Raw genomic sequence first — 20,249 nt, 5'->3', positions numbered from 1 at the left:
GTCTCTAAAGAAGGAGGGCGCTTTTGTGGCGGGGGGGCTTGCCCCCGCGGGGCTGCGAAGCAGCCCCTATACCAGCCATAGAGTTACGTCAGGTAAAACGCGCCGACCTTGTTGGGGCCGCTTCGCGGCCCAGCGGGAGCAAGCTCCCTCGCCACAACAAGCCCACCCGCCATCAGGCGGAGGGTTACAGGTCGCCGTAGCCCAGGGAACGCAGCGCGCGCTCATCATCGGACCAACCACCTTTAACCTTCACCCACAGGTTAAGCATGATCTTGGAATCAAACAGCAATTCCATGTCCTTGCGCGCTTCGGTGCCGATGCGCTTGATGCGCTCGCCCTTGTCGCCAATGATGATTTTCTTCTGGCCGTCACGCTCTACAAGGATCAACGCGTGGATATGCAGGGTTTTGCCCTGCTGCTTGAACTCTTCGATTTCGACGGTGATCTGGTACGGCAGCTCGGCGCCCATCTGGCGCATGATTTTCTCGCGTACCAGTTCGGCGGCCAGGAAACGGCTGCTGCGGTCGGTGATCTGGTCTTCCGGGAAGAAGTGCTCGTTCTCCGGCAGGTGCTCGGCGATCACACGTTCCAGAGCGTCGAGGTTGTGGCCGTGCTGGGCCGAGATCGGGATGATCTGGGCGTTCGGCAGTTGCTCCTGCAGCCAGCTGAGGTGCGGCATCAGCTCAGCCTTGTCTTCGATACGGTCGGTCTTGTTCAGCGCGACGATCAACGGGCCAGTGACGTACTGCACGCGCTCCAGAACCATTTGGTCTTCGTCGGTCCACTTGGTGCGGTCGACCACGAAGATCACCACGTCAACGTCTTTCAACGCCGCCGAAGCGGTCTTGTTCATGTAACGGTTGAGGGCCTTTTCGCCGCCTTTGTGCATGCCCGGGGTGTCGACATACACCGCTTGCACAGTGCCTTCGGTCTTGATACCCAGCATGTTGTGGCGGGTGGTCTGCGGCTTGCGCGAGGTGATCGCCAGCTTCTGGCCGAGGATGTGGTTCAGCAGCGTGGACTTGCCCACGTTCGGGCGGCCGACGATGGCAACATAGCCACAGCGTGTTGCGGTTGAATCAGTCATGGCCATTCTCCACGCCCAGGGCAATCAGTGCTGCAGCGGCCGCTACCTGTTCGGCAATACGACGGCTCACACCCTGACCTCGGCTTTTTTCATTCAATAAGGTGATTTCACATTCCACGAAGAACACGCGGCAATGGGGTTCACCCTGGATATCCACCACTTCGTAACGTGGCAGTTCGCAACCACGCGACTGCAGGTATTCCTGCAGGCGGGTCTTGGGATCTTTGTTGGTGTCGACCAGCGTCAGGCTCTCGATCTCCGACGCCAGCCAGGCGACTACGCGCTCCTTGGCGGTCTCCATACCTGCATCCAGGTAGATCGCACCGATCAACGCTTCGAGGGCATCGGCCAGGATCGACTCGCGGCGAAAGCCACCGCTTTTCAGCTCGCCGGACCCCAGGCGCAGGTACTCACCCAGGCCGAAACCACGGGCCAGCACGGCCAGGGTCTCGCCTTTTACCAGGCGTGCACGCAGGCGTGACAGCTGGCCCTCGCGCGCTTGCGGGAAACGCTCGAACAGCGCCTCACCGGCGGCAAAGTTGAGGATGGCATCACCGAGGAATTCCAGGCGCTCGTTATTGCGCCCTGCAAAGCTGCGGTGTGTGAGGGCAAGGACCATCAATTCCTGGTCCTTGAAGGTGTAGCCGAGCTGGCGCTCGAGACGGCTTAGAGAAACGCTCACGGTTTACCCATTTCTGTTTGGTGGCACCGGCGGCCATCGACGATTGACGCAGTGTTCAAATTCAAATCCTGATTGGTGCAGCAAGGAGTTGGGCCAATAATTGTCCCAACCCCAGAAAAGCATTCGGCGCTGTGTTCACAGCGCCGCCTGTATTACTTGATCAGCCCGACCCGCGAGAAGTTCGGCAGGTGGCTGAGCTTGGGTTCCGGCCAGCTCATCCAGACCGCAAAGGCCTTGCCGACAATGTTCTCGTCGGGAACCATGCCCAGCAGGTCCTTGGGGATATTAGGGTCATCCCAATACCGGCTGTCGTTGGAGTTGTCACGGTTGTCGCCCATCATGAAGTAGTGCCCGGCCGGCACTTTCCATTCGGTGTCGGGCGGCGAGCGGTAGCGGCTCATTTCCTTGCGGATCTGGTGCTCTACTGCGCCGAGTTTTTCCTGATACAGCTCAGCGCTGCCCAGGGTGTTCGGCTCGGTGCCGATCAACTTCTCGGCTACCGACTCACCATTGACGAACAGGCGCTTGTCGCTGGTGTAGCGAATCACGTCGCCCGGCAGGCCCACGACACGCTTGATGTAGTTGACGTTCGGGTCGCTTGGGTAGCGAAACACCATCACATCGCCGCGCTGCGGGTCACCGACCGGGATGACTTTCTTGTCGAGCACCGGCAGGCGGATCCCGTAGGAGAACTTGTTCACCAGGATGAAGTCGCCCACGTCCAGGGTAGGTTTCATCGACCCCGAAGGGATCTGAAACGGCTCCACCAGGAACGAACGCAGCACCAGCACGATGAACAACACCGGGAAGAACGACTTGCCGTATTCAACCAGCAAAGGCTCTTTGTTCAGTTTCTCGATTGCCACCGCATCGGGCTGGCTGACGCTGCCCTGATACGAGGCGATCGCCGCCCGCCGACGCGGGGCGAAGAACACCAGATCGAGCAACGCCAGGAGACCGCAAACGGCAACGGCGATGACCAGCAACAGCGGGAAATTTAGTGACATAGGACCTAACTATCCAACCTGAGCACTGCAAGGAAGGCTTCTTGTGGAATTTCCACGTTGCCCACTTGCTTCATGCGTTTCTTACCGGCCTTTTGCTTCTCAAGCAGCTTGCGCTTACGGCTTACGTCACCGCCGTAGCATTTGGCCAGTACGTTCTTTCTGAGTGCCTTGACGGAGGTCCGTGCAATGATCTGCCCGCCAATGGCGGCCTGGATCGCGACATCGAACATCTGGCGCGGAATCAGTTCTTTCATCTTTTCGGTCAACTGGCGACCTTTGTAGTGCGCGTTGTCCTTGTGCACGATCAGCGCCAGTGCATCCACCTTGTCGCCGTTGATCAGCACATCCAGTTTCACCAGATTAGCCGATTGGTAACGGTCGAAATGGTAATCCAGCGAAGCATAGCCGCGACTGGTGGATTTGAGACGGTCGAAGAAGTCCAGAACCACTTCGTTCATCGGCAAATCGTAGGTCACTTGCACCTGGGTACCGAGGAACAACATGTCGTGCTGCACGCCACGTTTTTCGATACACAGGGTAATAACGTTGCCCAAGTGCTCTTGCGGAACCAGGATATTGGCCCGCACGATCGGCTCGCGCATGTCTTCGATGGAGGACAGATCCGGAAGCTTGGACGGGTTGTCGACGTAAATCGTTTCACCGGTTTTCAGCGCCAGCTCAAAAATAACCGTCGGCGCCGTGGTGATCAGGTCCAGGTCGTATTCGCGCTCGAGGCGCTCCTGGATGATCTCCATGTGCAGCATGCCCAGGAACCCGCAGCGGAAGCCGAAGCCCAGGGCGTCGGAGCTTTCCGGGGTGTACTGCAACGACGAGTCGTTGAGAGTCAGCTTCTGCAGCGCTTCGCGGAAGTCTTCGAAGTCGTCGGAGCTGACCGGGAACAGGCCGGCGTAAACCTGCGGCTGGATGCGTTTGAAGCCCGGCAGCACGTCGACGTCAGGGGTGGAGCTCAAGGTCAGGGTGTCACCCACTGGCGCACCGTGAATGTCCTTGATACCGGCGATGATGAAGCCCACTTCACCGGCTTTGAGGTCGGTGGTGGCGGTGTGTTTCGGGTTGAATACACCGACGCTGTCCACCAGGTGGATCTTGCCGGTGGATTTGACCAGGATCTTGTCGCCCTTCTTCACACGGCCGTGGCGCACGCGTACCAGGGAAACAACGCCCAGGTAGTTGTCGAACCAGGAGTCGATGATCAACGCTTGCAGCGGATCTTCGTAGTTGCCGGTAGGCGCAGGAATGGTCTTGACCAGGCGCTCGAGCACTTCGTCAACGCCCAGGCCGGTCTTGGCGCTGCACTCGACGGCGTCGGTGGCGTCAATGCCGATGATTTTTTCGATTTCTTCTTTAACGCGGTCAGGATCGGCCTGGGGCAGGTCGATCTTGTTCAGTACCGGCATGACCTCAAGGCCCTGCTCGATCGCGGTGTAGCAGTTGGCCACGGACTGGGCTTCAACACCCTGGCCGGCATCGACCACCAGCAAGGCACCTTCACAGGCGGCCAGCGAACGGCTGACTTCGTAGGTGAAGTCAACGTGGCCAGGGGTGTCAATGAAGTTCAGCTGGTACTTGATACCGTCTTTTGCGGTGTAGTACAGGGTAACGCTGTGGGCCTTGATGGTGATGCCGCGCTCGCGCTCGAGGTCCATGGAGTCCAGGACCTGGGCTTCCATTTCACGCTCGGCAAGGCCGCCGCACATCTGGATGAATCGATCGGCCAGCGTCGACTTACCATGGTCAATGTGGGCGATGATGGAGAAATTGCGGATATGACTCAAATCACTCACGGATCAACACTCAAAAAGGCTGCAGGCAGATTGCCCGCTGAAAAATAGCCGGGAATTGTACCTGATGCTCGGGCCGGGCGTCATCTTTGCTGACCAGAACAAAAATGCCCCGGTCATATGAGCGGGGCATTTTTTGTGCATAAGCGCGGTATCAACCGGCCCGGCGCAACAGCCAGAACCCGGCCACGGCGCAGACCGCCGTCGGTACCAGCACCGCAAACAGCGGCGAGAAACCGAATACCAGGCTCGACGGGCCAAGCAGGTCCTGGGCGATGCGGAAGGTAAAGCCCACCAGCACGCCGGTAAACACACGCTGGCCGAGCGTTACCGAACGCAGCGGGCCGAAGATGAACGAAATAGCCATCAGCACCAACGCGGCGGTGACCAGCGGCTGCAACACCTTGACCCAAAATGCCAACCAGTAACGGCCATTGTTCAGGCCCTGATCCTTGAGATAGTGGATGTAACTCCACAAACCGGAGATCGGCAGGCTTTCCGGGATCATGACCACGGTATTGAGCAGTTCCGGCTTCAGGGCAATGTCCCACTGTTCAGACGGCACATTGATCACTTCGGTGTAGGCCTTGATGCCCTGCCCCACATTACGGAAATACGTCGTGGTGACATCGTACAGCTCCCATTTCCCCTCGTCGTACTGCGCACGCTTGGAGAAACTGGAGGTCAGCATATGCCGCTCTTTGTCGAACGTATAACGCGTCACACCCACCAGCAAACCGCCCGGTTGCACGGCGTTGATGTGAATAAACTCATCACCCTGGCGGTGCCACAGGCCGTGCTTGGCGCTCTGCGCATCCCCCGAACCCTGGGCCAGGGCACGATTGGCCTGGGCCGTGGCTTCGGTCGGTGGTGCTACGTACTCGCCGATCAGCACACTGCACGCCATCAGCAACAGCATGGGTTTCATGACGGCCCAGACGATGCGGCCGATGGAAACGCCCGCCGCTCGCATAATGGTCAATTCGCTGCTGCTGGCCAGGCTGCCCAGGCCGATCAGGCAGCCGATCAGCGCCGCCATCGGCATCATGTCGTAGAGGCGACGCGGTGCGGTCAGCGCCACGTAGCTCAATACGTGGGTGACGGTATAGGTGTCGGTGACGTTGCCCACTTCATCAATAAAGGCAAACAGGCAAGCCAGGCCAAGGATGATGCCCAATACCGCCAGGATGGCGATCAGTACGCTGCTACCAATGTAGCGGTCGAGCTTAGCCACGAGCCAACTCCTTCAGGCCACGACGGCTCTTCATTTTCAAACGGATAGGTTCCCAGTAGAGCAGCCCCAGGCCGATCACCAGGAAGATCCCGTGCACCCACCACAGGCCCAGGGTTGGCGACAGCTTGCCCTTCTCCAGGGAGCCACGGGCAGAAATCAGGATGGTCAGGTAAGCCATGTACAAAAGGATCGCCGGCAACAGCTTGAGGAAGCGGCCCTGGCGCGGGTTGACGCGCGACAGCGGCACCGCCATCAACGTCACGATGAACACCAGCAGCGGCAGGGAGAGTCGCCATTGCAGCTCGGCAACGGAGCGCAGCTCGGGATTACCGATCAGCGATAGCGTCGGCAGTGCATCGCGGTCGGTGACCTCTTCACTGATGTCAGGCTTGGCCAGCATTACACCATAAGTGTCGTATTTGACCGCCCGGTATTCCGCCAGCCCAGGGCTGCCGTCGTAGCGGTAGCCATTTTCCAGGATCAGGTAGCGGTTACCGTCAGGGCGTATTTCCTGGCGCCCGCTGTTGGCTACCAGAATCGAAATACCGCGGTCCTTCTGGTTCAGGCCGAGGTTTTTCTGCGAGATGAACACACCGCCAAGGTTAGAGCGGTCGTCGGTCATGGTTTCGGTATAGGTGACCCGCGTGCCGTCGTTGAGCGCCTGGAAGCGCCCGGGCTCCAGGGTATCGAACTCGGTCATCGCGTCCTGCTTGTTCAGCAGCAGCTGGAACTGCATGGCGCCCTGGGGCGCCAGGCTCATGCTCAACCAGGCCACCACCAGCGCAACGCCGGTGGCCGGCACCATGGTCATGGCCAGCAGACGCTGCTGGCTCATGCCGGTGGCCGAAAGCACGGTCATTTCACTTTCAAGGTAAAGCCGGCCATAGGCCAGCAGGATGCCGAGAAACAGGCCAAGCGGCAGGATCAGTTGCAAAAAACCCGGCAGGCGAAAGCCCATGATCAGGAACAACGAGCCCGGATCCAGGGCGCCCGAGGCCGCCTGGGCGAGGAATTTGACGAAACGACCACTCATGGTGATGACCAGCAATACCGCACTCACGGCACTCAGGGTCAACAGGACTTCGCGGGACAGATAACGGAAGACGATCAAACCAGACACTCCAGGGTTGTCAGGCTAAGGCGGCCAAACAAGCAAGCATACCGAGTCGACCCACATGCACGGGCCGGCTAAAAAGATTGCGCATTATCCTGTGATTGACCGCGCCTGTCACGGTGCTTGCTCATACGCGCGCACAAAGCGTGCTGCAAGGGTTGTCAGGCTGCTCTGGCGAGGTTCAAACTGCGGCCTTTGTCGCGGGCGGTTTACAAAGCTGCCAAGCATCAAAGCCTGCGTACAGACGCCAGGCTCACAGACCTTAAATAAGGGACCCGAAAATGGAATTGGTTGTAAAAAGCGTTAGCCCCGAAACGTTGAAAACCGCCACCCTCGTGGTCGCCGTCGGCGAAGGGCGCAAGCTCGGCGCCGCCGCCAAGCAACTGGACGAACTGAGCGGCGGCGCCATCAGCGCGGTCCTCAAGCGCGGCGACCTGGCCGGCAAAGTTGGCCAAAGCCTGCTGCTGCAAAGCCTGCCCAACCTCAAAGCCGACCGTGTATTGCTGGTGGGCGTGGGCAAGGACGCCGAACTGGGCGACCGCCCGTTCCGCAAGATCATCAGCGGTATCCTCACCACTCTTAAAGGCCTGGGCGGCACCGATGCGGCGCTGGCCCTCGATGAAATCGTAGTAAAAGGCCGCGACAGCTACGGCAAGACCCGCCTGCTGGCCGAAAGCCTGGTGGACGGCGGTTACGTCTTCGACCAGTTCAAGAGCCAGAAGGCCGAACCGCGCGCCATCAAGAAAATCACCCTGCTGACCATCAAGGCCGCCCAGGCTGAAGTCGAGCGCGCCGTCACCCACGCCACCGCCATCGCCAACGGCATGTCGTTTACCCGTGACCTGGGTAACCTGCCGCCGAACATCTGCCACCCAACCTACCTGGGCGAACAAGCCAAGGCGCTGGGCAAGGAGTTCAAGGGCCTGAAGGTTGAAGTGCTGGACGAGAAGAAGATCAAGGAACTGGGCATGGGCTCGTTCTATGCCGTGGGCCAGGGCAGCGACCAGCCGCCACGCCTGATCGTGATGCAATACAACGGCGGCAAGAAGTCCGAGAAGCCTTACGCGCTGGTCGGCAAAGGCATCACCTTCGACACCGGCGGCATCAGCCTCAAGCCGGGCGCCGGCATGGACGAAATGAAATACGACATGGGCGGCGCCGCCAGCGTGTTCGGCACCCTGCGTGCCGTGCTGGAACTCAAGCTGCCGATCAACCTGGTGTGCATCCTGGCCTGCGCCGAGAACATGCCGAGCGGTGGTGCTGCACGCCCGGGTGACATCGTCACCACCATGAGCGGCCAGACTGTCGAGATCCTCAACACCGACGCCGAAGGCCGTCTGGTGCTGTGCGACGCCCTCACCTACGCCGAACGCTTCAAGCCACAGGCCGTGATCGACATTGCCACCCTGACCGGTGCCTGCGTGGTCGCCCTGGGCGCTCACACCTCGGGCCTGCTGGGTAACAACGACGAGTTGATCGAGCAACTGCTCAGCGCCGGCAAGGCTGCCGACGACCGCGCCTGGCAACTGCCGCTGTTCGACGAGTACCAGGAACAACTGGACAGCCCGTTCGCCGATATCGCCAACATCGGCGGCCCAAAAGCCGGCACCATCACCGCCGCCTGCTTCCTGTCGCGCTTCGCCAAGAACTTCAACTGGGCGCACCTGGACATCGCCGGCACGGCCTGGACCAGCGGCGGCAAGGACAAGGGCGCCAGTGGCCGTCCGGTTCCTCTGTTGACCCAGTACCTGCTGGATCGCGCCAAAGCCTGAAACTGAAGATTCCGGGGCGGCCTTCACGGCGCCCCGGTCTCAGGAACCGCAATGACCCAAGTCGACTTCTATATATTGCCCAGCGCCGATCCCTCTGCGCGCCTGGACTTTGCCTGCAAACTTACCGAAAAAGCCTGGCGCATGGGCCACCGCATCTACCTGCATTGCAGCGATGCCGCTCAGCGTGAAGACCTTGACGCCCGCCTGTGGCGCTTCAAGGGCGAAAGCTTCGTGCCCCACGGCCCCGCCGAGTCCGAACCCGAAGGCCTGATTGTGCTGGGTTTGGGCGACAACTGCGGCGATCACCAAGACCTGCTGGTGAACCTCGACCTGAAAGTACCGGCCTTTGCCAAGGCTTTTGCCCGCGTGGCGGAAGTGGTGGTCGAAGACCCGGCTATTCGTCAGGCCGCGCGGGAGAGTTTCCGTTTCTACCGCGAACAGGGCTATCCTCTGCAAGATCACCGGCTACAACGACTTTGAGCACACGATGGACACTCCAAACCCGCTGAAAAAAGACGACCACTTGCTGGACGACCTGGAGTCGATCCGTCAATTGCTCGGTGATGATGAGTTGCAACCGCCGCTGCTGACCGAATCGGTCGAGGGCGAGGTACAGATTCCGCTGTTGTTCGACATGGTCGGTGGCAAACCTGCCGCACCTGAACCTGTCACACCAGCCCCCACTGCAGAACCGGCACCCGCCGCAGAAAAAGCCCCCGACGCGTTGCTGCTGCACCTGGACAATGAACTGCGTGCCGCCGCGCAACTGATCATGCAGGATGTGATCGACGACTTTGCCCCGCATATTGAAGCCGAGATCAAACGGCGAATGGATGCGCGCATGGAGCGGTTGCTCAGCCAATACCAGTCCTGAGCCTTACTTAGATCCCTGTGGGAGCTGGCTTGCCTGCGATGGCGGTTTCTCAGTCAAACCCTTCGGCGACTGCCACACCGCCATCGCAGGCAAGCCAGCTCCCACATTTGCTCAACATACATCTCTAGCCCGTCTTCGCCTCGCCCTGCGCCTTATCCCCCGTTATACTTGTCGGCTTTCCTGAATTAATGCCAACTAGGGTCCCGCCGCGCATGGATAAGACCTACCAGCCGCACGCCATTGAAACTTCCTGGTACAACACCTGGGAGTCCGAGAATTACTTCGCCCCACAAGGTGCCGGCGAGTCCTACACCATCATGATTCCGCCACCGAACGTCACTGGCAGCCTGCACATGGGCCATGGCTTCAACAATGCGATCATGGATGCGTTGATCCGTTTCCGCCGCATGCAGGGCCGTAATACCCTGTGGCAACCGGGTACTGACCACGCCGGTATCGCCACACAGATGCTGGTGGAACGCCAGCTCGAAGCCACCGGCCAAAACCGTCACGACCTGGGTCGCGAAAAATTCCTGGAGAAGATCTGGGAGTGGAAAGACCAGTCCGGCGGCAACATCAGCCGTCAGATCCGTCGCCTCGGTTCGTCTGTGGACTGGAGCCGCGAGCGCTTCACCATGGACGATGGTCTGTCGGAATCGGTGAAAGAAGCCTTCGTGCGCCTGCATGAAGACGGCCTGATCTACCGCGGCAAGCGCCTGGTCAACTGGGACACCAAGTTGCACACGGCAATTTCCGACCTCGAAGTGGAAAACCACGACGAGAAAGGTTTCCTGTGGAACCTCAAGTACCCGCTGGCCGATGGCGCCAAGACCGCTGAAGGCAACGACTACCTGATCGTCGCCACTACCCGTCCGGAAACCATGCTCGGCGACGCCGCCGTGGCGGTTAACCCGAACGATGAACGCTACCAGGCGCTGATTGGCAAGTTTGTCGAGCTGCCATTGGTTGGCCGTCGTATCCCGATCATCGCGGACGACTACTGCGACCCTGAATTCGGCACCGGCTGCGTGAAAATCACCCCGGCCCACGATTTCAACGACTATGAAGTCGGCAAGCGCCACAACCTGCCGTTGCTGAACATCTTCGACAAGAACGCCGCCGTACTGCCGGCCTGCCAGGTGTTCAACCTGGACGGCACGCTGAACGAGAGCATCGACGGCAAGATCCCGGCCGAATACGCCGGCCTCGACCGTTTCGAAGCGCGCAAGCAGATCGTGGCCGCCTTCGACGCCGCCGGTTTGCTGGTAAGCGTTGACGACCACGGCCTTAAAGTGCCGAAGGGCGACCGTTCCGGCACCATCATCGAGCCGTGGCTGACCGACCAGTGGTACGTGTCCACCAAACCATTGGCCGAGCCTGCGATTGCTGCCGTGGAAGACGGCCGTATCCAGTTCGTGCCTAAACAGTACGAAAACATGTACTTCTCGTGGATGCGTGACATCCAGGATTGGTGCATCAGCCGTCAACTGTGGTGGGGCCATCGTATTCCGGCCTGGTACGACGAGTCGGGCAAGGTGTACGTAGGCCGCGATGAAGCCGAAGTGCGTGCCAAGCACAACCTCGGCGCGGACATCGCCCTGCAACAGGACAACGACGTACTCGACACCTGGTTCAGCTCGGGCCTGTGGACCTTCTCGACCCTGGGCTGGCCGCAACAGACTGAGTTCCTGAAGAAATTCCACTCCACCGACGTGCTGGTTACCGGCTTCGATATCATTTTCTTCTGGGTTGCCCGGATGATCATGCTCACCATGCACTTGGTGAAGAACGAAGACGGCACGCCGCAGGTGCCGTTCAAGACCGTGTACGTACACGGCCTGGTGCGGGATGGCCAGGGCCAGAAGATGTCCAAGTCCAAGGGCAACGTCCTGGACCCGCTGGACATCATCGACGGCATCGACCTGGAAACCCTGGTGCAGAAACGCACCTCGGGCCTGATGCAGCCAAAACTGGCGAAGAAGATCGAGAAGCAGACCCGCGACGAGTTTGCCGATGGCATTGCCAGCTACGGCACCGACGCCCTGCGTTTCACGTTCTGCTCGCTGGCGTCCACCGGTCGCGACATCAAGTTCGACATGGGCCGCGTCGAAGGCTATCGCAACTTCTGCAACAAGATCTGGAACGCTGCACGTTACGTGCTGGATAAAGGCGAAGACTGCGGCCAGAACGGCGAAGCCGTCGAACTGAGCCTGGCTGATCGCTGGATCATCTCGCAGCTGCAGCGCACCGAAGCCGAAGTGACCCGCCAGCTCGACCAGTTCCGTTTCGACCTCGCCGCCCAGGCTTTGTACGAATTCATCTGGAACCAGTATTGCGACTGGTACCTGGAACTGTCCAAGCCGGTACTGTGGGACGAGAATTCACCGATCGAACGCCAGCGCGGCACCCGCCGCACCCTGGTGCGCGTACTCGAAGTGGCGCTGCGCCTGGCGCACCCGTTCATGCCGTTCATCACCGAAGAGATCTGGCAGCGCATCGCGCCGCTGGCCGGTATCGAAGGCAAGACCATCATGCTGCAACCTTGGCCGGTGGCCAATGAAGCGCGCATCGATGAAGCGGCCGAAAGTGATATCGAATGGCTCAAGACCCTGATGATGGGCACGCGTAACATCCGTGCCGAAATGAACATCGGGCCGGGCAAGCCGTTGGCGGTGTTTGTGAAGAACGCCAGCAGCGAAGACCAGCGTCGCCTCACTGAGAACGACGCACTGCTCAAGAAGCTGGCGAAGCTGGAGTCGATCACTGTATTGGCTGCTGGCGAAGATGCGCCGCTGTCTGCGACCGCATTGGTTGGCGAGATGGAAGTGCTGGTGCCGATGGCAGGTTTGATCGACAAAGGCGCGGAACTTGCGCGTCTTGATAAGGAAATTGCGCGCCTGCAAGGCGAAGTGCAGCGAGTGGGTGGCAAGCTGTCCAACGCGGCGTTCGTCGACAAGGCGCCGGCTGAGGTCATCGACAAAGAACGCGCCAAATTGGCCGAAGCGGAACAGGCTTTGGGCAAGCTGGCCGAGCAACATGCGCGAATTTCCAGCCTGTAAGCTGGAAACTGTGTGAAAAAAGAGACCTTCGGGTCTCTTTTTTTTGCTCTTTGTGGGAGCTGATTTGCCTGCGGTGCAGCCGACTCGGTGTAACCGCCAGACCGAGTTGATGCCATCGCAGGCAAGCCAGCTCCCACATTTGAACGAGTTGGCCTCAGGATGTGTGACAATGCCCACCACTTTGAGCCAACACCAGAATCAACATGACCGCCCCCAGCACACCCAAACCACCGCGCAAGAAGCCTAAAACCGCAGCCCCGGCCAAGCCCGTCGCGCCGCGCAAAGAGGCTACCTTGCACCCGCGCAACCGCCACACAGGCCGTTACGACTTCCCGGCGCTGATCAAGACCACGCCGGAACTGGCGAAATTCGTGATCATTAACCCGTATGGCAAAGAGAGCATCGACTTCGCCAGCCCGGACGCGGTGCGGGTGTTTAACCGGGCACTGCTTAAATCGTTCTATGGCATCCAGCATTGGGATATCCCGCAGGATTACCTCTGCCCGCCAGTGCCGGGGCGTGCCGACTACGTGCACTTCCTCGCCGACCTGCTGGCCAGCGTCAACGACGGCAAGATTCCGCGCGGCTCTATCGTCAAGGTGCTGGACATCGGCATGGGCGCCAACTGCGTCTACCCGCTGATCGGCTATATGGAGTACCGCTGGAATTTCCTCGGCTCCGAGGTCGACCCAATCGCTTTGGCCGCCGCCAAGGCCATCGTGCAGTCCAATGACCTGAGCAAGGTCATCCAGTTGCGCCAGCAACCCAACCCCAAGCAGATCCTGCTGGGCCTGCTGGAGCCGGGCGAGCGTTTTGACCTGACCATGTGCAACCCGCCATTCCACGCGTCCATGGACGAAGCCACCAAGGGCAGCGAGCGTAAATGGCGCGCCCTGGGCAAGGCCGACCCCAAGCGCAAGTTGCCGGTGCTGAACTTCGGTGGCCAATCGGCGGAGTTGTGGTGTGAAGGTGGTGAAGCGCGCTTTGTGACGCAGCTGATCGCCGAGAGCGCGCACTTTGCCCACAAGGTGCTGTGGTTCAGCACACTGGTGTCAAAAGCGTCGAACTTGCCCGCGATCGAGACAGCCCTGAAAAAAGCCGGCGTGCTGGAAAGCCAGGTGGTGGAGATGTCCCAGGGCCAGAAGCAAAGCCGTTTTGTGGCCTGGACCTTCCAGACCAAGAATGAGCAGCAGATCTGGCGCCAGCGCTGGGTGCGCGACTAACCCAAGAAAGCCCAGCACAAATCGCAGGCAACAAAAAACCGTGCCCGGATCGCTCCGAGGCACGGTTTTTTTTGCTGCGTCTTACTTGTTAACAGCGTCGGTCAGGCCTTTGGCCACAACCAGCTTGATAACTTTCTTGGCAGCGATTTCGATGGCAGCGCCAGTCGAAGGGTTACGGCCAGTACGGGCTGGACGCTCGGTCACTTTCAGTTTGCCAACGCCTGGCAGAGTGATTTCGCCGCCGTTTTCCAGCTGATCAGCAACAACTTGGCTCAGTTGGTCCAGCAGAGCGCGCACGGTAGTTTTCGGTGCGTCTACTGCTTCAGCCAGGTCAGCGATCAGTTGGTCTTTAGTAATAGCCATTGTGGTGTTCCTTCCCTATCAAATTCATATGGATTGCAGAGTGCAGTGTCAGCCGTCGAGCCCGACCGTCATGGCCTGGCACCCCCGGCCATAACCACGGAGATCGGGGTTATAGATGCTTGAAACGGGGATTGGTTCGACCTGACAGATGCTGAATGCACGCTTAACGCCGAGACTTGGCGTAAGACGGGGCAAAACTAGCACAGAGACGGGGAAATATCCGCCTCAACATACCCATTTGGTCAGCTTTATCGCTCTAAACCGTGAAAAAAAGGCATATGGGCCGTCGGAGGTCGTCCAAAACCGCCTTCCAGGCGCGTCTTGGCCAATGGGTGCGGTACACTGGGCGACTTTTGGGGGAGGCCCACCGCTCCCCTTCAACCAGCCGAGAAGCCTATGCCGATCCGTCATTGCATTGTTCACTTGATCGACAAAAAACCCGACGGCACACCTGCAGTTCTGCATGCCCGCGATTCTGAGTTGTCCGAATCGGCCGCCATCGAGAACATGCTGGCCGACCTCAACGAGAGCTACAACGCCAAACAAGGCAAGGCCTGGGGTTTCTTCCATGCCGAATCCGGCGCGCACCCGTTCAGCGGCTGGTTGAAGGAGTATTTCGACGGTGGCCAGGATTTCACCACCTTCAGCCGCACGGCGGTTGAGCACCTGCAAAAGCTGATGGAGGAATCCAACCTCTCCACCGGCGGCCACGTGCTGTTTGCCCACTATCAACAAGGCATGACCGATTACCTGGCCATCGCCCTGCTGCACCACAGCGAAGGCGTGGCAGTGACCGATGAGCTGGACGTGACCCCGTCGCGGCACCTGGACCTTGGCCAACTGCACCTGGCGGCGCGCATCAACGTCTCCGAGTGGCAGAACAACAAGCAGTCCAAACAGTACATTTCGTTTATCAAAGGCAAGAACGGCAAGAAGGTTTCGGAGTACTTCCGCGACTTTATCGGCTGCCAGGAGGGCGTCGACGGCCCGGGCGAGACCCGCACCCTGCTCAAGGCCTTCAGCGACTTTGTTGAAAGCGAAGACCTGCCGGACGAATCCGCCCGCGAAAAGACCAAAACCCTGGTGGACTACGCCAGCAGCCAGGCCAAGCTCGGCGAGCCGATGGGCCTGGAAGAGCTGTCGGGCTTGATCGATGAAGATCGGCCAAAAGCGTTCTACGACCATATCCGCAACAAGGACTACGGCCTGTCGCCGGAAATTCCGGCCGACAAGCGCACGCTCAACCAGTTCCGCCGCTTCACCGGCCGCGCCGAAGGCTTGTCCATCAGCTTTGAGGCGCACCTGCTGGGTGACAAGATCGAATACGACGAAGCCGCCGGCACCTTGATCATCAAGGGCCTGCCGACCCAACTGACCGACCAGCTCAAGCGCCGTAACTGATGCTGGGCGGGGTACTCAAGAAAGTCCTGTTGGTGTTGCTGGTGGTGGTGGTGATTCAGCACTGGGGCAAGATCGAGCGGCTGTTCAACCCCTCGCAGGTGGTTTCGGAGCAGGTACGCGCCTCAGCGCGCGTGGTGCTCTACTCCACCGAGTGGTGCGGCTACTGCAAGCAGATCCGGCGCTTTCTGGATCAGAAAGGTGTGCCGTACCAGGCGTTCGATATCGAGAAGGACGCCCAGGCGCGCAAGGCGTATGAGGCGCTGGGCGGCGGCGGGATTCCGTTTGTGGAGGTCAATGGCACGCTCATTCGCGACTACAACCCGGATGCGATCATGGCTGCCCTGAAGTAACCCCACCGTTGCAGCATCTCGCTTGTGTGGGAGCTGGTTTGTAGGAGAGCTGGCTTTTGTGGGAGCTGGCTTTTGTGGGAGCTGGCTTGCCTGCGATAGCATCAGCGCGCAGTAACTGACAGACCGAGTTACCTGCATCGCAGGCAAGCCAGCTCCCACAAAAAGCCAGCTCCCACATAAGCGAGCTCCCACATTCAGTTCTGCAGCGTCTTTAGAAGTTGGCTTCCAGCGACACCATCGCCGTACGCTCTTCACCGACGTTGTAATACGCCGTACTCGGCGCCAGGCCGCTTACCGGCGCCGAGTTAAACGACACGGTACGCGCCGAGCTCAGGTATTCCTTGTCGAAGACGTTAAGCATCGACAGCCGCAGGGTCGCGGATTTGATGACTTTCTTGTCCACCGGCAAATAGATACCCGCGTTGAGGTCGACCACGGTACGCCCGGAGATTTTTTCGTCGTTGGTCAAATCGCCGTAGAAACTGCCTACGTATTTGCCGGCAACGTTGCCGTAGAAGCGCGAGTCGTCGTAGCCAAACACCAGGTTGAACATGTTTTCCGGCACGTTGGCCAGCTGCTTGCCGGCGGTGGGCAACAACACGTTCTTGCTGAGCAGATTGTCTTTCTGTTCAGACTGGGTGTAGGTGTAGGACGCGTAGTAGTTGAAGTGATGCGGCAACAGCCCGCTCCACTCCAGCTCCAGGCCTTTGTTGTCGACTTTGCCGACGTTGATTACCGCGTAGTCGCCGTTGAGGTCGGTGGTCGACAACTGGCGGTCCTTGAAGCTGATGTAGAACAGCGTCGCGCTCAGCGCCACATCGTCTTCGGTGAAGCGCCAGCCCAGTTCCTGGTTCCAGCTCAACTCAGGCTTGAGGCTTACCGAATCGCCTTTGTTGTACAGCACGTAGTTCGGCGGTGTGCGCATGTTGCGGGTGACGTTGTAGAACGCCTGGTTGCTCTCGTCGATCTGGTACTTGGCGCTGAAATTCGGCAGGAACTGGTGGTAACGGGTGTTACGTTTTTCCGGCTTGTCGTAGAGGCTACCCAGGTTGTTGCCGTCCCGCTCGACGTACTGATAGGCCACGCCGCCGACAAAACTCAGGTCTGGCGTGGCTTGCCAGCTGTCCTGCACCCAGAGCTTCTGCGCCGGCGTGACGGTGTAGTAATGACGGCCTTGTACCGTCGCGCCGTTCTTGTCGACTACTTGGCCGCCGCCGTTGTAGTCGCCCCACACGTCATCGGGTGCGCCTTCGCCGTTGATGCCGATAAACGGCTGGCTCTGGCGCTGGCGTGCGCGCTCATACCAGTAGCCGTAGTCCAGGCTGTGCTCTTCGTTGATGTCCCATTTCATTTTGGCGGTAACGCCTGGGCGCCAGGTTTCGGTCCACGAAGGGCGGTAGTAGTTGAGCGATTTGAGGTTGCTCAGGTCGTAGTTGCCAGCCTTGTCGGACTTCGGCCCCAGGTTCGATGCGGTCTGGCCGCTGAAACTGCCACCGTTGGCCCAGTAGTAATAGGGCGTGACCGTCAGCGCCAGGTTGTCCTGCAACTGCCAGCGCTGGGTGAGCGTGGCATTCACGCTTTCGAAAGGGTTGCGATTGAGCTTGTAGGAAGACGACAGTAAACCGGATTTGTACACCGGGGTTTCCGAGTAGTCCTTGCGCCGCCCATCCGTGTCGAACTGCGACTTGCTCAAGGAGTTGTAGTTGTAGTTTTCCTGGTTGTTGTACTTGATCGTGGCCAGTGTGGAGTTGCCGCTGCCATCTTCAAACAGGCTGCTCCACTCGACCTTGTCGCTGCGCAGGGTGCCTTTGCCACGCCACTTGTCGCCTTCCAGGTGCGACGCCGAGACCCAGGTCTTGAGGCCGCCGAAATCGCCGGTATTGACCCGCACGAACGTCTTGCGCAAGTCGTTGGCGCCGACGATCTGCTTGGCGAACAATCCGGCCTCTTTGGTCGGCCGGATGGTGATCATGCCGATGTTGCCGCCACTGGAACCGATGTGCGGGCCGTCAGCTTCCGAAGAACCCTGTGTCGCGAATACTTCCGCAAGGTTTTCCGGGTCGCCCAATTGGTTGGAGTAGACGCTGTAGTTGCCCGAATCGTTGATCGGCACACCGTCGACGGAAACCCCGATCTGGTCGGAGTTCATGCCGCGCATGGTGAAGTTGGTGCCGCTGGTGCCACTGGCGTCATCACTGGAAACGTTGATGCCCGGCGTGTATTTGAGCTTATCGATGGCGTTGGCAGTCGACGACATCTGGTCCATGGCTTCCTTGGTCACCGTCGACCGCGCCTTGGCACTTTCTTCGCGGATCATATGGCCGTTGCCCAGGGTCTGTTTACCGGCGATGTCCACCGAGCCAACGTCCTGCGTGGTGTCTGCCAAAACCAATGGCGCAAAGCTACCTAGGCCCGATGCAAACAGCAGGGCAGAGAGTGTGTTGATCTTCACAAGTAGATCCCTTACGTGCATCTATCTGTTGTTATGGAGGGCGGTACTGGCTGTCAGAACCGGGTGAACGGCGACGCCAGCCTTCCTGACCATCTGCTCAGGAATCCGAGGATCATCCTTGGCGCGTGTAACGGTTTGGTGACAGGTTTTGGCAATTGCGATGAAGGTTAAGTGAAGGATCTACAGGCAGCGTGATACCTGGCCTGTAACTGCCGGCAGGAAATGATCGCGAGGAAAACAGTTGGAAAAAAGGTGGCCAGCAAACCGTTCGTGTCTAACGCAACACAATCATTCGGCCTAATAGTGTGTGCTGTTCAAACCCCAGCACCGCCTGCAGGGCATTCAAAACCGCCACTGGGTCCTTGCTCGGAAAACTGCCACTGACACGCTTGGCGCCCATCTCGTCGTTCAGCAACAGAATGCGCCCCGGATAGTAACGACTCAGGTCCTTGACCACGTCAGCCAACGGCGCTTTGTAGTAATTGAGCCAACCGTCACGCCAGGCCAGGCGGGATTCACTGTCGACCGCGTGCATCGATTCGGCCACACCGTCGGCGTAAGCCACCTGTTGGCCTGCCGTCAGCACCTGCTGCTGGCCTTGCCTGGACGGTGTCACGCCAACCCGGCCGGACAACACCGTCACCTGCGCGCCAGCCGGTTGCAGGCGCACTTCGAACTGTGTGCCCAACACCCGCGCTTCGCCACTGTCGGCCTCGACCACAAAGGACTGGCCGGTGTGGGTCACGCTGAAAAATCCGGCACCGCGACGCAGCTGGATATGCCGCTCACCGTGGCTGAAATCCACGGCAATGGCGCTGTCGGCATCCAGGGTCACTTGGGACTGGTCGGCCAGGGTCACGGTCTTGACCTCACCCGGCGCGGTCACGTAATCGGCGCCGAAATCATCCACCCAGCGCGACGGCTGCCACCCGGCGCCCATCGACACCATCACCAGCAGGCAAGCGGCCATGGCCAAGGCGCCGGACCAGCGCAGGGTGCGCGAACGTTTCGAGGTGTTCATCGCATTGAGGTAGCCCTGCAAGGCCAGGGCGTCTTCGTCCGCCAGTGTGCGCGCCGGCACTTCGCTCAGCTCCCACAGCACCTGAGCCTGGGAATAGGCCTCGACGTGGGCAGGATCGGCCCGCAACCAACGGCTGAAGGTGGCCTGGTCGCCACTGCTGGGCTGGTCGTGTAACAGGCTCAGCCAGTCGAGTGCGGCCTGCTCCTGGGCGGGCGTGGGGGTTACGTTCACGGTGCTTTCCCTGGCGTGCGTGGGGGCAATGGTTCGCGAAGGCTGGCCTTGCAGGCTTCGAGGGCACGCATCATATGTTTTTCCACGGCGCTTTGGGACAACCCCATGGCCTTGGCGATTTCTGCGTACTTGCGGCCATGGATGCGGTTAAGCAGGAAAATCTGCCGGGTGCGCTCCGGCAGACTGCGCAAGGCAGCTTCGACATGGCGCAGGTCATTGCCCGCTTCGAGCGCTGCCTGTGGTTCGCAGCCCTGGTTGCCCTGTTGTTCCGGCAACCAGCCTTCGTTGCTGCGCACGCGGGCGCCTTCGCTGCGCAAATGGTCGATGGCAATGTTGCCGGCACAGCGCAGCAGGTAAGTGCTGAGCTCTTCGACCTGGACCAACGGGCGGCGCCAGAAGCGCAGGAATAAATCCTGTACCAAATCAGCCGCCGTGGCACGGCAGCCCACACGGCGGCTGACCAGGGCTTCCATTTGCGAACGCTGGGACAAAAACACCTGCAAAAAATGCGCACGCCCGCCTGCCGCATCGGTGTGCGGGCGGTCTTGGGATTCGGGTGGCGTGCTGATCATCATCA

The 20,249-nt window shown here is 59.8% G+C and carries 17 protein-coding genes; 7 read left to right on the top strand and 10 right to left on the bottom strand.

Features of this window, described 5'->3' with window-relative positions; genetic code table 11:
- Positions 1-184 precede the first annotated feature (184 nt).
- From era to lptF, 6 genes are all read right to left on the bottom strand, one after another.
- Positions 185-1,087, bottom strand: a complete 903-nt coding sequence (gene era, locus HBO41_RS16680; RefSeq protein ID WP_033902448.1) for a GTPase Era — start codon at positions 1,085-1,087, stop codon at positions 185-187.
- A complete protein-coding gene (rnc, locus tag HBO41_RS16675) occupies positions 1,080-1,769 on the bottom strand; it encodes a ribonuclease III (protein ID WP_017136295.1) in 690 nt (229 codons plus the stop codon). Before rnc ends, era begins: the two co-directional genes overlap by 8 nt.
- Positions 1,770-1,921: 152 nt before the next feature.
- Positions 1,922-2,776 carry a signal peptidase I gene (gene lepB, locus HBO41_RS16670; protein ID WP_017136294.1) on the bottom strand — a complete coding sequence of 285 codons (855 nt, stop codon included), beginning with the start codon at positions 2,774-2,776 and terminating at the stop codon, positions 1,922-1,924.
- 5 nt (positions 2,777-2,781) lie between these two features.
- Positions 2,782-4,581 carry a translation elongation factor 4 gene (gene lepA / locus HBO41_RS16665; protein ID WP_003210439.1) on the bottom strand — a complete coding sequence of 600 codons (1,800 nt, stop codon included), beginning with the start codon at positions 4,579-4,581 and terminating at the stop codon, positions 2,782-2,784.
- A 151-nt stretch (positions 4,582-4,732) separates the two neighbouring features.
- On the bottom strand, positions 4,733-5,812 hold the full coding sequence (gene lptG / locus HBO41_RS16660; protein WP_017136293.1) for an LPS export ABC transporter permease LptG: 1,080 nt from the start codon (positions 5,810-5,812) through the stop codon (positions 4,733-4,735).
- On the bottom strand, positions 5,805-6,923 hold the full coding sequence (gene lptF / locus HBO41_RS16655) for an LPS export ABC transporter permease LptF (RefSeq protein ID WP_017136292.1): 1,119 nt from the start codon (positions 6,921-6,923) through the stop codon (positions 5,805-5,807). The genes lptG and lptF overlap by 8 nt, the downstream gene beginning before the upstream one ends.
- A gap of 284 nt (positions 6,924-7,207) precedes the next feature.
- Between lptF and HBO41_RS16650 the strand changes: the two genes are divergently transcribed.
- From HBO41_RS16650 to rlmF, 5 genes are all read left to right on the top strand, one after another.
- Positions 7,208-8,698 (top strand): leucyl aminopeptidase, encoded by a 1,491-nt coding sequence (locus HBO41_RS16650; protein ID WP_017136291.1) that lies wholly within the window; start codon positions 7,208-7,210, stop codon positions 8,696-8,698.
- Positions 8,699-8,749: 51 nt separating this feature from the next.
- Entirely contained in the window at positions 8,750-9,178 is a 429-nt protein-coding gene (locus HBO41_RS16645) for a DNA polymerase III subunit chi (RefSeq protein WP_017136290.1), read from the top strand.
- A 7-nt stretch (positions 9,179-9,185) separates the two neighbouring features.
- On the top strand, positions 9,186-9,572 hold the full coding sequence (locus tag HBO41_RS16640; protein ID WP_017136289.1) for a hypothetical protein: 387 nt from the start codon (positions 9,186-9,188) through the stop codon (positions 9,570-9,572).
- 212 nt (positions 9,573-9,784) lie between these two features.
- A complete protein-coding gene (locus tag HBO41_RS16635) occupies positions 9,785-12,631 on the top strand; it encodes a valine--tRNA ligase (protein ID WP_017135153.1) in 2,847 nt (948 codons plus the stop codon).
- A 203-nt stretch (positions 12,632-12,834) separates the two neighbouring features.
- Complete coding sequence (gene rlmF, locus HBO41_RS16630) at positions 12,835-13,854, top strand: 23S rRNA (adenine(1618)-N(6))-methyltransferase RlmF (protein ID WP_169986977.1); 1,020 nt, start codon at positions 12,835-12,837, stop codon at positions 13,852-13,854.
- Between the two features lie 81 nt (positions 13,855-13,935).
- On the opposite strand, the gene HBO41_RS16625 is transcribed toward rlmF, so the two are convergent.
- On the bottom strand, positions 13,936-14,217 hold the full coding sequence (locus HBO41_RS16625) for an HU family DNA-binding protein (protein ID WP_003188840.1): 282 nt from the start codon (positions 14,215-14,217) through the stop codon (positions 13,936-13,938).
- A 396-nt stretch (positions 14,218-14,613) separates the two neighbouring features.
- Here HBO41_RS16625 and yejK point away from each other — a divergent pair, with 396 nt between their 5' ends.
- Positions 14,614-15,618: a nucleoid-associated protein YejK gene (yejK, locus tag HBO41_RS16620; RefSeq protein ID WP_003171997.1), complete on the top strand. Its 1,005-nt coding sequence runs from the start codon at positions 14,614-14,616 to the stop codon at positions 15,616-15,618.
- A complete protein-coding gene (locus tag HBO41_RS16615; RefSeq protein ID WP_099548478.1) occupies positions 15,618-15,968 on the top strand; it encodes a glutaredoxin family protein in 351 nt (116 codons plus the stop codon). Before yejK ends, HBO41_RS16615 begins: the two co-directional genes overlap by 1 nt.
- 211 nt (positions 15,969-16,179) lie before the next feature.
- Here the strand turns inward: HBO41_RS16615 and HBO41_RS16610 are convergent, their stop codons facing one another.
- From HBO41_RS16610 to HBO41_RS16600, 3 genes are all read right to left on the bottom strand, one after another.
- Positions 16,180-18,420 (bottom strand): TonB-dependent receptor, encoded by a 2,241-nt coding sequence (locus HBO41_RS16610; protein WP_169986975.1) that lies wholly within the window; start codon positions 18,418-18,420, stop codon positions 16,180-16,182.
- 274 nt (positions 18,421-18,694) lie between these two features.
- A complete protein-coding gene (locus HBO41_RS16605; RefSeq protein WP_169986972.1) occupies positions 18,695-19,672 on the bottom strand; it encodes a FecR family protein in 978 nt (325 codons plus the stop codon).
- Complete coding sequence (locus HBO41_RS16600) at positions 19,669-20,247, bottom strand: RNA polymerase sigma factor (RefSeq protein WP_169986970.1); 579 nt, start codon at positions 20,245-20,247, stop codon at positions 19,669-19,671. The genes HBO41_RS16605 and HBO41_RS16600 overlap by 4 nt, the downstream gene beginning before the upstream one ends.
- Positions 20,248-20,249 lie beyond the last annotated feature (2 nt).

Source organism: Pseudomonas sp. WS 5146 (assembly GCF_012985495.1).
In the GTDB taxonomy this organism is placed as follows: domain Bacteria; phylum Pseudomonadota; class Gammaproteobacteria; order Pseudomonadales; family Pseudomonadaceae; genus Aquipseudomonas; species Aquipseudomonas edaphica.
The sequence above is the reverse complement of the archived record's forward strand: the minus strand, read 5'-3'. Positions and strand labels throughout refer to the sequence as shown.

Excerpts from the sequence above, each read along its gene's own strand:
- HBO41_RS16645 (WP_017136290.1), top strand. The coding sequence starts at position 8,750 with ATGACCCAAGTCGACTTCTATATATTGCCCAGCGCCGATCCCTCTGCG.
- HBO41_RS16640 (WP_017136289.1), top strand. The coding sequence starts at position 9,186 with ATGGACACTCCAAACCCGCTGAAAAAAGACGACCACTTGCTGGACGAC.
- HBO41_RS16600 (WP_169986970.1), bottom strand. The coding sequence starts at position 20,247 with ATGATGATCAGCACGCCACCCGAATCCCAAGACCGCCCGCACACCGAT.
- era (WP_033902448.1), bottom strand. The coding sequence starts at position 1,087 with ATGACTGATTCAACCGCAACACGCTGTGGCTATGTTGCCATCGTCGGC.
- rlmF (WP_169986977.1), top strand. The coding sequence starts at position 12,835 with ATGACCGCCCCCAGCACACCCAAACCACCGCGCAAGAAGCCTAAAACC.
- HBO41_RS16650 (WP_017136291.1), top strand. The coding sequence starts at position 7,208 with ATGGAATTGGTTGTAAAAAGCGTTAGCCCCGAAACGTTGAAAACCGCC.
- yejK (WP_003171997.1), top strand. The coding sequence starts at position 14,614 with ATGCCGATCCGTCATTGCATTGTTCACTTGATCGACAAAAAACCCGAC.
- lepB (WP_017136294.1), bottom strand. The coding sequence starts at position 2,776 with ATGTCACTAAATTTCCCGCTGTTGCTGGTCATCGCCGTTGCCGTTTGC.
- HBO41_RS16615 (WP_099548478.1), top strand. The coding sequence starts at position 15,618 with ATGCTGGGCGGGGTACTCAAGAAAGTCCTGTTGGTGTTGCTGGTGGTG.
- HBO41_RS16635 (WP_017135153.1), top strand. The coding sequence starts at position 9,785 with ATGGATAAGACCTACCAGCCGCACGCCATTGAAACTTCCTGGTACAAC.
- HBO41_RS16625 (WP_003188840.1), bottom strand. The coding sequence starts at position 14,217 with ATGGCTATTACTAAAGACCAACTGATCGCTGACCTGGCTGAAGCAGTA.